Source organism: Vibrio bathopelagicus, assembly GCF_014879975.1.
GTDB classification, from domain to species: domain Bacteria; phylum Pseudomonadota; class Gammaproteobacteria; order Enterobacterales; family Vibrionaceae; genus Vibrio; species Vibrio bathopelagicus.
The window spans coordinates 361,391-374,664 of sequence record NZ_CP062500.1 but is presented as its reverse complement, the minus strand read 5'-3'; the positions used below and the strand labels follow the sequence as shown (position 1 = coordinate 374,664).

Here is a 13,274-nt window from a genome sequence, read left to right as displayed (position 1 = left end):
AACCTTAATTATTCTTAATATCTAAAGAGAACATCTCTAATTTCCACTGCTTAGAGTTTCTCTGCAGAGTGACGTATTCTGGATCGATATTCTTAACTCGATACCCTCTGACCGTTTCTCCTTGAGCGAGAATTTGACCATTCAGAATCGCATAACAAGGTGTATCACCTTTACAAACAATGCTTTCTAATGACGGTAGACGATAATGAGTCGGCGCTTTTTTAGCTGGCGCTGCTTGTTTCGGCGTTAGCCAGCCTAATGGCGCCGTGGGATCTTGTTCAGCCCATGCTACTTGTCCACAAAAAAGTAGCGACAACAGGATAATTCTAACCACCGATAAACTCCTGTCTGGTACCTAGCGTATAAACCTCAAACACAAGTCGAGCATTTGGGTACTCTTCTACCGAGTATTTAAATGTGCGCCAGTAGTAACTCACAGGCAGAGATTCAAGCGCTTGAAGGTAAGCGGAAATACTAAAGTAGCTCCCCGTAAGCTCCATTCTTACCGGATGAAGAAAGTAGCCCGAGTACTCACTAGTTTCTTTATTATTCGAAATCGGTTCTGGTTTTAACGACTCTAAGGATTCAAGCTTTAATCCACTGCCAGCATTAAGCACACTCTCTAACAACTGTGACATTTGAGACGGCGAGATCAGCCCATCGATGATTTCTGATAACTGAATAGAAAGGTCTTGGCTCTCGACTAGCAGCTTTTTGTACTCGAGATTAATCTCTTTATCCGGGTCTTTGTTCAGCTTGGCTTGAATCACCAGCAGCTCACCCTGTTGTCTTTGGTTTGACTGAGTTAAGCTCATCGTCTTAGCTTTTTTAGCTTGTAAATCGAGATACGCAGGCTCAACCAGCAGCGTGAAAAGCAACATAGCTAGACCAACAAAACCACATACGAAAAGCAGCCATTTTTCTCTTTGACTTAATGCAAGAAACTTATCGCTAAGCTGATTCCACTGTTGCACTATTTGCTCTCCCTACGAGTACTCAATTCAAAAGTCACCACGTCTTGATCATTACGACCTATTTTTAATTTTTCAAACGTTCGTCCGACTAAATTTAGTTCGCTTTGAAATTGGCCAATCCAGTTTGGAACGACATTTGCGTTACGTGCAAAGCCACTCAAATCTAAGGTATCGTGAGTCATATAGATGTTCGAAAGTGAGATATCATTTCGCCCTAATTTAGCTAAGGCATTCATGACGCCAGAATACCCGACTTGCTGTGATTCGTCGTATTGCCCTACCGCCTTCAACGCTTCTTTTTTTGCTTGCGTCTCACGTTTGAGACGCGCAACGGCAGCCACTTTCTCTGGTGAAGGTTTATGTTGAGTTAGCTGACTATTCAACTGGTTAACTTGCTTGTTAAGCTGCTTGGAGTCATGTTGCAAAGTGGTTAACTCTGCGTCTAGGTTCGAGACTTGATATTGCATCACAAAATAACTACCGAGAAGCAGCACACTGATGATCGCCCAACTCGCGACAACATTCGCGAGAGTAAAATACTCTTTTTGGGGCTTTAGATGTTCGGGGTAAAGGTTAACGTTAAAATCATTTTTCTCTGCCGCAAGTTGAACCAGCAAACTTTCTGAATTTTCACGATCCTTGTCCACTAATAAAGAAACGCTCGAACTTAACGTATCGTTTAGGACGCTTTGCAGTTCGGCTTCATCCTCTTCATCACAGCAAATTTTGAGCTGGTGAAGTTGGGTGCCTTTAATTTGAGAGGAAAGGTAATCAATCGAACGCTGTAACTCTAACGCTAAACCATCAAGCTGTAAGGCACTTGAAGCCACTCCAGTTAATGGTGGAACCACACTTCGAATCGTTCTTTGAAAACAAACCGTATGCTCAACAAAAGCACCTAATTTAAAGTGTGCGTTCTGACTACGTTGAAGAAGAATAAAGTTAGAGAGCTCACCCGCACTGTAGCCCCAGATTTCATCTTCAGGGACAACACCTTTGAGCTCAACCTGTACCGAATTAGTCACATTAAGGAGCTTATCTAATAGCTTCTTAGGTAAAACATAAACTTGCAGTTTGTTCGAGGTCGGTAATGCCACCGCGCTCGCGGTAATATCCGTCACTCGCTCAGAAACAAGATCTTTCAATAAGAATGGCAGCGCAACCGACCATTCGTTCTCTGGAATATCCGGCTTATCTATTTGGTAGGTTTGGTAATAATTGGCACATACGATCAGCTGAAGGCTGCCACTAGTAAACGCCTCACTATTGAGAGACTGTTTCAGCGCACTTTCCCAATCCCCATTCACCAATGAGATTCGAGTAATTTGAGGAGATTGCTCTGTCGGTGAAATGTAAATGGCATCATTGCCCAACATAACAACTTGAGCGCTGCCTTTATTACTCGTTGGCCTTACCTTGTCTAAAATCGCTTTGAAATTCATGCTTAATTACTACTCTTACGCCATCGATTTCTTCGACCGACTTTTACTACGGATTCGGGTTTTACTGCCTTTTCGCCTTGATGAGGCAAAGGAATGATTTGTTGCTCTTCTTCAAAATATCGCCCTTGATAACCATTGATTCCTAACTCTATCAAGGTGTTCTTTTCTTGCTTTGTCTCAACCCCAACAGCAATCACCTGGGTTGGTGAATCACCACAAGCCCCAATCAAGCTGCGAACAAACAGTTGGTTCTCATGTCTTTGGTCTATTTTCTTAATAAGACTTCGATGAAGCTTAATATAATTGACCTTTAAATCTTTTATATAGTGAGTACTTACAATGGTTCGCCCTGCTTGGCCAACAATCACTGTACACCCTAACCCTGACAACATCTTTGCCACCGGTCTCATATAATCTAAATGAGCAATCAAATGCCCTTCAGGAAATTCAAATGCAAGCAGAGAGCGATGTAAGGCAGAGAGCTGTAACAACTCACTTCTAAACCATTTAAAATGCTGCTTATTAGCAAATGGAGTCACATTCAAATTAATCGAATAGTGTATAGGTTGAGTGGATTCCTTCACCAACTTCAACAACACCTTAAGAACCGATTGATCCATTTGGGCTTGATAACCGACTTGCTCGACAGCAGGCATAAACCGAGATGATTTCAATAAACCTTTTTCAGGGTCCTGAATTCTAGTGAATATTTCTCTATGTAATTCATTAGCTTGACCAGATTCCGGCATAAGGTAACATCGCTGAGCAAAGATTACTAAGTTTTCTGGAAGCAAAGCTTTATCAAGTAATGTTCTCCAACGAACACTGCCGCGATCAAGCTCATTTTTATTTGATTTAGGGTAGCGACTCCAGTTATTGATACGTTCCAACTGAGCACTTTTTAACGCGGTTTCTGTTTCATCCATAATCTGGCTATGGCGCTCACCTTCCGTGTACATGGTCACACCAATATGGCACCAGTTATCCGACTCCAAAGGTTCCGGCGGGGTTAACTTATCTAGCTGCCTTAAACATTGAGCCGCCAACGTCGCAATATCCTTTGCTCCCTGATGCGGAATAAATACCGCGAAGTCCGCTTCATAATAACGAGAGAAAATAACATCAGGATAGCGCTGAACAATATTCGACAATACTTCACCGACTTCAATAATAAAGCCATCTGTGATCTGCTTGTCGTTAACATCACGAACCTGATCCCATTCATCAATACGTATAAGTAAAACGCCGCCCCGAGCACCACTTTCATGCAATGCCGATTCGAGCTTGTTATCAAATAGAACGCGATTTGCTGTACCAGTCAGCTTGTCTAAGAAGGTATGGGTACGGATAAAGGTATCAAAACGGCTTCTTTCTTGACGAGCATCTTGCAGCTCTTCAATTAACACATCAAGTGCTTCACTTGCCGTATAGGGCCATTCTCGCTCATCCCCTTTCGCATGAGCTTCAACTTGCCCAGCTAGAAGCATTCTTCCTCGTTCCTCCAGCATTTCTGACCCCATCAACTGCTCTTTGAGCCATCGAACACCACGGGCTAAACAGAAAATAATGAGAGCAACCGCTAGAGTAATTGACCACATGGCTTCAAGCGAATAGCTATAGCCTATATAAGGAGGAAGCGCCTTAAACTCGATTCGATAACCTTCATTGCGCTCAAGGACAAAGCTTTTTTCATAAAGTCGATTAGGATCAATCTGAGGAGAAGTATCTTTGAAGCGATACACAATGCCGGTTTTGTTTGAGAGTTTCATCTCAACAATATTGCTCGCTTGCAACATCTTAGGCATCCAACGCTGCATAGAATACGCGGCGTCAGGATCTTCCATCTCTTTATCTACAACGTCGACAATACCCACCAAGTAATGGTCTAAATATTCTTGTCCGATGCGCTTAAAAGAAAGTGTCCCGCCGATAAAAAGAATGAACATCGCGCTGATCACACTCACGGTGACAAAGGCGACTAAGCGAGTGCTCAATTTTAGTGTGGGGGTATATCTCATGAATAACGAAATCCTTTTCAACTCACATTATACCGTATTGCTACTTATACTATAAATTGACGTTGTAAATAAAGCGTTAAGAATTCTAGGTAACAAAAAGCCGCGATAAACGCGGCTTTTTCCAATTTAATACTGTCTTTATAATATATTAAAAACAGGGCTTAAAAGGGATGTACACGTGTTTTTTTTGGAAGTAACAAAGAAACCACTTCAAAAATCCAATAAATATAAATAAAACTCAACAACTTAACAAAACTCAAAACCACAATCATGACAACTAACTTTACAGTTATTAAATAAAGAGTAAATAAAGCACTATAAGTAAGTCGCTATACTCCATATTGCATCATTTATTTTTACACTTTTCTCATTCAGTTTTAGACCACAAAGTAACTGTTCAAGAGGTTTTGTTCCGTAAAGTCACACATAGTTATCACTGTCTTGAGCACTTCTTATAACCTTAGATGTTGTAGCAGGCTAACCCCAAAAGAAGGAGCCTACCTAATCTCTCGAGTTTAACAATCACTTCAAAGACTGTACACAGCACGGTCATTATATCGATGTATCCATCAATATTTTCATTTATGTGCCAGTTACGCTACTATCATCTTGTACGGTGTTTGTAGTTCCATCAACTTGGTGAATTTAGCTATCGAACGATAAGGGGGAGTTGCAGCTCCCCTTTAGCCACGCGTAATAAAGTGAAAATCAAGCTACTTTTCTCTTACCTGCCAACATGTTGTCTCTACATGAATGTCGCTTGAGTGGATGACTCCCTGTTGAAAACAAAATTCTTACGCTAATTCGTTTTCAGCGTGTCTCTCCGTCTTATTTACTACAATTGAAAATATCGCAATCTTTCCTTTCAGATTCTCAGCATGATAGTCATCAGGAAATACGATTTCTAAATCAAACTCATCACCAGCTTTTTTACCGAGCAAGCCATCTTCAAAACCAGGTATCATTCGTTTTCCACCAACAACGAGTGGAAAGTTCTCAGCTTTCCCTCCTTCAAACGCGACTCCGTCAATTCTTCCTTGGAAGTCAATATACACTCGGTCACCATTATTAATGTGCTCATTAGTTTGCTGATAGTTTGGCAGCCGTGAATTTATCATCTGTCTCTCTGGATATTGAACGGACTCAGTTGACTTAGGAGTATATGGAGTTCTTTTAAAACTCTGAACTCCAAAAATCCGATGAGTCACATCCACAAATGAATCAACCTTAATGTTCCTCGTGGCTTTATCTGTAGATGAAACCCAAATCGGCTCATAGTTATCATATTCATAACTAGTGTGAACCAACATAAAGCGGCCATTAAGTTGCTCTACGAGATTGCCAACAAACTCACCAGTGATATTAGAAGTAACTCCATTTTGGTGTACTGCAACGACTCTGTAGTTGTTGTCTATAAGGCAGTTACCCAAGATCCAGCCACACCTGCTGCCGTTTATAGTAATGACTTGTTGGCCGTATTTAGCAACTCTGTGAGCAATAGTTAATATTTTCCATTGTCCTAAAGAATCCCTTAGTGGAGTAAACGGTGTATCTCCAATACTCATCGCAGTATGACCACTACTCACTTGCATACAGCTTATAGTATTACTGCTAAACTCAAGCTCACCTTTTTTATTAACAACCAGTGGTTGCCCCAAGTAGTTCATGCTAATTCGTTCAATGTTGACGGGCTTATCACCCTCAATGTTAAGTGTTAGCCCTACTACTCGTTTTTCAGGACGTATCTCAATACGCGTCCCTTTCCCCCACACATCATGGGAACCGAGAACGCTAGTAAACTGATTTCGATTTAAGCTCGCAACATATTTACCTTTGTTATCGTAAAATATAGCGCTAACCAAAAATGGTTCGCCTTTTTGTGTGGGAGGCTCTAACCACACCAAAGGCTTTCCATGTAAGGACAAGATGATTTCAACATCATCAAAGTGGCTAGTCCCGATTTGAACTGTTGGCTTCACAGAAGGATCGATTTCTTCTCTTATGACGTTGTGCTTTTTGCAGTATGGAGCAGCCTTTGCATCCCAAACTCGCCTCTTAGATTTACGTTTTCCTGTAACCTTTCCGTGGCAACTCTCACAAAGCAAGGTCATTTTGGCTGGGTCATGCAGCTCTGCATCGTGGAACTCTGGTTCGATATGTTCATAGTCGCAAAACAGTGTCCCGCACACTACACAACCATACCCTGCATCTTCTCTAATTTGCTTTCGGATTGACTCTTCAATATAGCGCTTTAACCCATGCTTATTGGGATCATTTGTTTGTGCTACCACTGAAATTTCCTTAAAACTCAACAATATGACACTAGACTAATATACATTTCGGTATAAAAATAGCTGTATTTAAATGAATAACTAAGCTGCCAAAAGATTTCGCCGACAATCCTGATAAGCCTTGAAATCCCAACTTTCGGCAGGTCATGTTACCCAGTAGCTAGAGCCGTGTTACCAAGCTAACAGAACGTCGTCACCTCAACGCCTAATGACCATTAATGATCTAATAATGAGTAGAGCAAGTTACTGTATGCTTCTTTGGTTTGTCAGGCAAAATGATGAATGCTGTTAAATTTTGAGAAGTATTGTGGATTGGTAAAACGGAGCTGAAGCTCGTTGAAAAATTTTTCTGTACTGTTGTCGGTTATCAAGCAGAAAAGCCACTCTGACGTGTTCTACACTATAAGTCGTAAGGAGACTACGCAACCAACCTGCTAACGAAGAATCCAACAGCGCTTCGCAATTGACGAACCAAATCCACGTTGAACTATCATGGCTCCGAATTATGTCCATGACCTGAGACGTTCTTCTGTAGTCCCCCTCAAAAGCCAAGAGATCGACACGAACCGTTCTCACTCCCAATGTATGGTTAATGCTATCGCACCTCACCTGTAGTCCATTATCCCACTCTTGATAAAAAGCGTGAAATCTGAAGATACCCAATTGCCAACACCCATGTATCAAGCGCTCTAATGAACCTACTGGATATTTTTCATAATCAGGATTGTTTTTTTTAGAATCAACTTTCAATTCACACCATCCATTAGCAATTAGTATTAATTAAAGAATAAATAATAAGGGTCATAATTCCATAAAACACGAATCACAAGGGAGTTTGCTAGATTAGTAGCAAAACCAATATGAGTCCGTCTTGACGGACTGGCACTAAATTCATCCAGTGTCCGTCTTGACGGACTGGCACCAAATTCATCCAGTGTCCGTCTTGACGGACTGGCACCAAATTCATCCAGTGTCCGTCTTGACGGACTGGCACCAAATTCATCCAGTGTCCGTCTTGACGGACTGGCTTAAATAGCTAACCAGCAATAGCTATTTAAGCCCCCCCAGTCCTACGCTTAATCTCAATCAAAGGCTGTTCTAACATCTCCACAGCCTCATCTAAAGAGTCTATACGCACACCATGCTTATACGCATTGTATTGCCACAATACGAAGCGCTGCTTGTAGCGTTCTATGGTTTTATTGGCTTTCTTTAGCTCCGCCTCCAAACTCTCCACTTGGTTTTGCAAATACTCCATATTGCTATTCGCAGGGACAGTTTCAGTGGTAGCTTTTTCACGCAAATACTGCTTTCGTGCCGTAAAAGCTTCCTGAATTTCCTTGTAGCTCGACAGGGTTTGGCGGGTAACTCCATCTATTTGCAGTAAAGCCATGATTTCTTCACACAACAGAGGCCAAGTTAGCTTGCCTTTCCATGTTTCGATTCGATGTAAGACATCAGGCATACTTTTACTTGTAATGACCATTTTAGGCATCTTTATAGCTCCATTAACTCAAATGCATCATCGGCAATACCGAGTTCATCTGGTGATTCGATTTCCAAATTTAATCCCTTGCCCCTCAAAACTTCCTTCACAGGCGATGGATCATACTCATCAGGAATTCGAACCACTGCACCGTCTGGTGTATTTTCATCTTCTAGGATGCGGACTTTAGTACGAATGTGAGCTAACCGCCAACCATGATGACTCACCCAACGGTCTGCCCCGAATGCCCCCATACCCTGATCTTTCATGGCCTTTTTAAACTGACCTTCTACTTCCTTTTCCCGCTTCTTAAGCAACTCTAAAGAGTCACTAAAACCCTTGATACACACCATTTCCTTGCAGGTTTCACAATCACCATTGCGCTGGCAAGGTGACATTGCATAATCGTGCTCGCAAACACCTAACTCAGTGACAATGGCGGAACCCGCCAAGTCTTTGCCAATGTCCTCAAAGGTCACAGGAAGCCTACGCTTAATTTTCTCTAGCACGCCAATATCTTCGGGGATCATCAAATCTACCACTTGTTCGGCTTTTTCTGCTTCCGTCCGGTGGTCGTATTTACTGTTATCCCCTACTTTTGCACGCCCAGCCCAGTTGGCTAAGGTCAGCTCATCCATGCCGCCACTTTCAGCCATAGTGCTTAGCCAATGACGCGCCTTGTGTGTTGTCAACGCAATAGGTTTACCACTTTTCAGACTAAACCCGTATTTATTCCATAGAGTGCGCTCACCTTTAGACTCCTTCTGCACAAAGCGGTCATTAATATGATTAACAGTGGGTATACAGAATGAAAAAGCTCGTGACTCAAACTCTGCATGGAACTCATTCTCGCGATGCAATATCAGTGCCTCTGAAACCTTAACGTGCTTATCCTTATCCACAAACGGCCATTTCGGGAACTTCTTGGTATATTTTTCAAACTCATGTTTGCCGAGTATCTTGTAAGAAATAGATCCATCACCACTAGTGAGTAGATTTATCAACCACTTTGGTGTTGGTGCTGCATTCGTAAACTCCTTATAATTTGTTGATAATGCAGCATTAAACTGATCAATTGATAACGACTTATCCGCAGAAAAACCCTCGGGCGTGATACAACCTGCATGTACCATAAACCGCTCGGGGTGCTCCTCGGCAAACTTGGCGGCATTACGGGCTGGGGCACCGATGCGCTTAAGGCGTTCAACCGCCTCCACCACAATGTCTTGCATTACAGTTGGCACCCACTTAATACCCTCTTTCCCTTTTTTGGCTGGCACCCAGCGAATACCCAGTTTTTGGTCACCAGCGCGGTCTTCTTCCCACACTAAGCAATCTACAGGCAATACTGTTTGCTCAGATGCTCTAGAGGGAGCAGTCATCAACAGTGCGTAAAGAGCCGTAAAGTATTCCGCTTCAACACCTAGCTGCGGAGCTTTACTGAAAACCTCAGCGACAAGCATCATCTCCTCTGAGCTTGGCAGATTTCCCGTTCGATATTCCTTACCTTTTGCATCAAGCGAAATCGTCAGATCGCTATCCTTGCCGTAAGGATTAGACCACTCTGGCAAGCTAGGCGTGATAAGTTGATCCCGACAGAAATCAAGCATCAACTCCATTTGATAGCCCGCTTTGTTTCTTGCTGTTGCTTCAGAGAGTTGGTGATGAAATACCTCATCCAATCGCTCCAATACGGTACCATCGAGCAACAAAATGTCAGCCTTACCCGTAGCCAGAATCAACGCCTCTTCAAGCACCCGAATGGCTTCCATGTGGCGTTGTAAATTGGCTACAGGCTTATCCGTATACAAGTTCTTAATATACGCCTTAGCAAAATCTAAGAACGGAGCAGAAATAGGTTCATAGTGATACGAATTTGATGGCTTTAATTTAGTAGAAAAGCGAGCTACAACCTTACGCTTACCTTTCAGGGTCTCCCATTTGTTTTCGTGCCAGTTATTAGTATCAAACGCAGTCAAATGGGTACGGCAGCTAATAATGAACCCGTTAAGGTTTTGCATCCCTGTGAGTTCCGCTTTTGGCGTAAACCGAATCACATTACTTGTCATAACTACTCAACCTCCCGAGCTTTTTCATCTCTGTACATGCTTGCACCACCCATTCCACAGCAAGAATCAGCGTATCCTTGGTCGAGGCGTATTGCTCGCTTTTAGTTGCTTTCAACCGTGCCTCTTTCTCTGCATAGAGGCTATCTAGGAACTTCTCATGAGGGGCATCCAGAAGGGGGCGGAATTTTTCGCACAGGTAACAGGCTTCGTAGCCTTTCAAACAGAAGTCATTGGTGCCACAGGCACCGACAACCTCATTATCTTTATTTGGAATACGTGCCGATGGGTCGTCACGGCGTTCGCCATCACCTACCTCCTCGATGATCTGCCCCTTGAAAGCCTTGGCAAAGGGTGCCAATAGCCTTGTCGATATAAGTGACTGTGTCAGCCGTGTTTTCTGTGTACACCTTGACGTTTTGGGTGTCTGACTGATCTAAGGCTTCAGCAATAACAAAAACACTTACGCCTTTACGACCAAGATTAGTCCCACGGGTACGGCGGAAACGCCGTGCAGAAAGCTGGATAATATCACCTGTACGTTCACTGACAGCTTCGTTGAAAAGGCTGACTTTTCGCATGAAACCGTCGGCTAGCTGAACTGTGGACATATGAAAAACATCTGTAGACAGAAGCCCGTCTAACGTTCCAACATCAGTCTTTTCATAACGCATTCGACCGAGCAGATGTTTAGTCGTTGACCAATCAATCAACAGTGGCGTTAATCCCTTTTGCCTCTCTGTTAGCTTCCCTCCCAAAAACTTGCTCAGCTTTTCTTGCTCTTGCTCAATCAGGTTGATAAGAGTTAAGTAAAGTTCTTCTGTGATAGCTAGCTTCTTAAATCCCCCCCTAAATCCAACACCCCGCTGCTTAGCGCGAGGGATGTTGAGGTAGAAATTAACCGCACCTGTTTTTGGGCAGTGTTCTTTTAAAAGGTCTTTCGCCTTTAACTGGCGCAGTTGTATTGCTCGTCTTGCTGTAGCTTGCAGAAGAAATAGGTAGCTATAGCACGGTAAAGAGATTTTATCTTCCGCAAACAGCCGAATCAGCTCGTTTGTAACTGCAATTTGCTCGTTCTGGGTCAGTGCTCCTGAGTACGGACATCGATTGGCAATGGCTACCCCTTTTTTGTTGCCAGCTAATCTCATTCCCTCCAAAACCCTTACCACTTGGCTGCTGATACCACTGTAGCCATAGTCGTACCAGCTAATTAAAAAGCTACGAAGCGACCCCAAGTACCATTCGTGCTCATCGTCAAGCATAGCTCGCCAGTTACGGACAACATGCTCATCTACGGACTTGCACCCTGTGTCACGTACCATCCGCTGAAATCGCATATACATGTTTAAGGTGTGGGCGGCTGAAGCCTCTTCCGCATACCGTGCCAGTGACTTCCTGAACCCCTCATGGGTTTTCGGCTCTAATGACAATACTTCGTGCTGAAAGCGGACTGTCATGTCCTTATTCAAGACCCACGTATCGGCATTAATATCAAAGCTGTATCCATCCCGTGAAGTTTTCAGTGGTGATGCCAGACTGGATAAAGCGGTTTGCCTTGAAGCCACCAACGCAAGATTACTCATTACCGTCTCCATTTTTTTCTAATTCTTTTCTGGCTTCAGCAGCCTTCCTTTGAAGATCTTCTTGTTCCATAAGGGATACTTCGTTAGCTTTTCTAGTGACATGGCGCTGGTTGTAAACATTCCCCGATGTCTCACTGGAGTGTCCCATCTGATGCTTACGCATTTTAGCCTCTGTGCCACTATCTATGTGTTTATACCCATTCACACCAAATGCTGCCAACTCATTGTTTTTGTCAACTTTTTCTGAAAAAACCTCATTCCAGCTGTGCCTGAAGAAGTGTGGATGAATAACTTCAAACCTTGCATCGACAGCCTTCATCATAGGCACGATGGTGTTATCAAACGTAGATTCAGAGACTGGGTGCCCCTGAGTAGAGCATTTACGATGTGTAACAAAAAGGTAGGGGTGCTTATTGGCATTGGGGGTTTTGGCGCGGCACTCAGTAATGTAGTGACTAAGCAACTCGGTTGTCTCGTTGCTGATCCGCAGCATCCTCTCTTTTGTCTTAGCTACAGGCTGCTTAGTGCGTGCATCATTCTTGTCATCATGTGTCCGCCTAACCCAAATCGACTTTTTATCACCATGGAGTGTCATGTCTGTCAGCATTAGAGAAAGCATTTCACCACGCCGAATACCATGTTTATCCATTAGGTGGAACATCAAATGATTGCGAAGGCGGGTATCTTTATGTTTGAACGGGTTCTTAGGGTGCTCAAAGTGCGCCGCAGCCATAAACTCTTGAACTAAGCCATCAGGGATAGCTTTACTGTTTGTTTTATCCTGCACATTTTTGCCCTTTCCTTTAGGACGGGCGGCCTTGAATTGCTTCTCCATTTGATTAATGGAACGGTAGAGCTTTTCGTTAGCTGTTCGACTGACTGCCAACTTGGCAAGGAAGGTTAAATATTCTATGACAGACGTCATACGGTTGTAATGGTGGTTACGACCAACAGACGGCATTACATCAATTAATTTAGGTTCGTCAATCATACTGACGACTTTGTTTCTACCTTTACTAACTTTTCTTTTAACACCTTTTAAGTGATGAATATCCAAAGCAAGATAAGATTTAATACTCTCGATATCTTTTTCGCTAAGAAACATCCCTTTTTGAAACTCGGCATACAGGTCTCGCTGCTCCTTTTCCTGCCAACCTAAAAACCACTTCACATGATTGATCTTATTTGTAATGGTGTTTTCAGCTTTGCCGACCGAGCGTAACTTGGAAGTCACCCACAATGTCACATGGAAGTGGGGCATCGCCTCCTCGTCCACCAAAACCGGATAGCGTTCACCATTTTCAAAAACCAGTGTTTCAATAGTGTATGTAGCCATACCCTGAAGCCTTTATTTTTACACTTTCAATATACGTAATCACCATATAATCACAACTTTATCGTTTTAAAAAGTGTA

The 13,274-nt window shown here is 42.9% G+C and carries 10 protein-coding genes and 1 pseudogene; all 11 read right to left on the bottom strand.

Annotated elements, in window-relative coordinates; translation table 11 throughout:
* Positions 1-4: 4 nt before the first annotated feature.
* The 11 genes and pseudogenes from IHV80_RS01785 to IHV80_RS01740 all read right to left on the bottom strand — a co-directional run bounded on the left by IHV80_RS01785 (position 5) and on the right by IHV80_RS01740 (position 13,196).
* On the bottom strand, positions 5-334 hold the full coding sequence (locus IHV80_RS01785) for an MSHA biogenesis protein MshK (RefSeq protein WP_192889872.1): 330 nt from the start codon (positions 332-334) through the stop codon (positions 5-7).
* Positions 327-974: a type 4a pilus biogenesis protein PilO gene (gene pilO / locus IHV80_RS01780; RefSeq protein ID WP_192889871.1), complete on the bottom strand. Its 648-nt coding sequence runs from the start codon at positions 972-974 to the stop codon at positions 327-329. The genes IHV80_RS01785 and pilO overlap by 8 nt, the downstream gene beginning before the upstream one ends.
* The gene (locus tag IHV80_RS01775) at positions 974-2,416 is read right to left on the bottom strand and encodes an MSHA biogenesis protein MshI (protein WP_192889870.1); all 1,443 of its coding nucleotides are present in this window, start codon (positions 2,414-2,416) and stop codon (positions 974-976) included. The genes pilO and IHV80_RS01775 overlap by 1 nt, the downstream gene beginning before the upstream one ends.
* A gap of 2 nt (positions 2,417-2,418) precedes the next feature.
* The gene (gene csrD / locus IHV80_RS01770; protein WP_192889869.1) at positions 2,419-4,434 is read right to left on the bottom strand and encodes an RNase E specificity factor CsrD; all 2,016 of its coding nucleotides are present in this window, start codon (positions 4,432-4,434) and stop codon (positions 2,419-2,421) included.
* Between the two features lie 800 nt (positions 4,435-5,234).
* Positions 5,235-5,498: pseudogene (locus IHV80_RS25145) on the bottom strand (FKBP-type peptidyl-prolyl cis-trans isomerase); the annotation flags it as partial.
* Positions 5,499-7,563: 2,065 nt separating this feature from the next.
* Entirely contained in the window at positions 7,564-7,728 is a 165-nt protein-coding gene (locus IHV80_RS01760; RefSeq protein WP_192889868.1) for a hypothetical protein, read from the bottom strand.
* 51 nt (positions 7,729-7,779) lie between these two features.
* The gene (locus tag IHV80_RS01755; RefSeq protein ID WP_192889867.1) at positions 7,780-8,220 is read right to left on the bottom strand and encodes a hypothetical protein; all 441 of its coding nucleotides are present in this window, start codon (positions 8,218-8,220) and stop codon (positions 7,780-7,782) included.
* A 2-nt stretch (positions 8,221-8,222) separates the two neighbouring features.
* Positions 8,223-10,280, bottom strand: a complete 2,058-nt coding sequence (locus tag IHV80_RS01750) for an integrase (RefSeq protein ID WP_192889866.1) — start codon at positions 10,278-10,280, stop codon at positions 8,223-8,225.
* Positions 10,270-10,638 carry a hypothetical protein gene (locus IHV80_RS25140; protein ID WP_226088503.1) on the bottom strand — a complete coding sequence of 123 codons (369 nt, stop codon included), beginning with the start codon at positions 10,636-10,638 and terminating at the stop codon, positions 10,270-10,272. The genes IHV80_RS01750 and IHV80_RS25140 overlap by 11 nt, the downstream gene beginning before the upstream one ends.
* A complete protein-coding gene (locus IHV80_RS01745; RefSeq protein WP_226088502.1) occupies positions 10,586-11,860 on the bottom strand; it encodes a site-specific integrase in 1,275 nt (424 codons plus the stop codon). The genes IHV80_RS25140 and IHV80_RS01745 overlap by 53 nt, the downstream gene beginning before the upstream one ends.
* Entirely contained in the window at positions 11,853-13,196 is a 1,344-nt protein-coding gene (locus IHV80_RS01740; protein ID WP_192889865.1) for a site-specific integrase, read from the bottom strand. Before IHV80_RS01740 ends, IHV80_RS01745 begins: the two co-directional genes overlap by 8 nt.
* Positions 13,197-13,274: the final 78 nt, after the last annotated feature.

Excerpts from the sequence above, each read along its gene's own strand:
- IHV80_RS01755 (WP_192889867.1), bottom strand. The coding sequence starts at position 8,220 with ATGCCTAAAATGGTCATTACAAGTAAAAGTATGCCTGATGTCTTACAT.
- IHV80_RS01740 (WP_192889865.1), bottom strand. The coding sequence starts at position 13,196 with ATGGCTACATACACTATTGAAACACTGGTTTTTGAAAATGGTGAACGC.
- csrD (WP_192889869.1), bottom strand. The coding sequence starts at position 4,434 with ATGAGATATACCCCCACACTAAAATTGAGCACTCGCTTAGTCGCCTTT.
- IHV80_RS01760 (WP_192889868.1), bottom strand. The coding sequence starts at position 7,728 with ATGAATTTGGTGCCAGTCCGTCAAGACGGACACTGGATGAATTTGGTG.
- IHV80_RS01750 (WP_192889866.1), bottom strand. The coding sequence starts at position 10,280 with ATGACAAGTAATGTGATTCGGTTTACGCCAAAAGCGGAACTCACAGGG.
- IHV80_RS01775 (WP_192889870.1), bottom strand. The coding sequence starts at position 2,416 with ATGAATTTCAAAGCGATTTTAGACAAGGTAAGGCCAACGAGTAATAAA.
- IHV80_RS01745 (WP_226088502.1), bottom strand. The coding sequence starts at position 11,860 with ATGAGTAATCTTGCGTTGGTGGCTTCAAGGCAAACCGCTTTATCCAGT.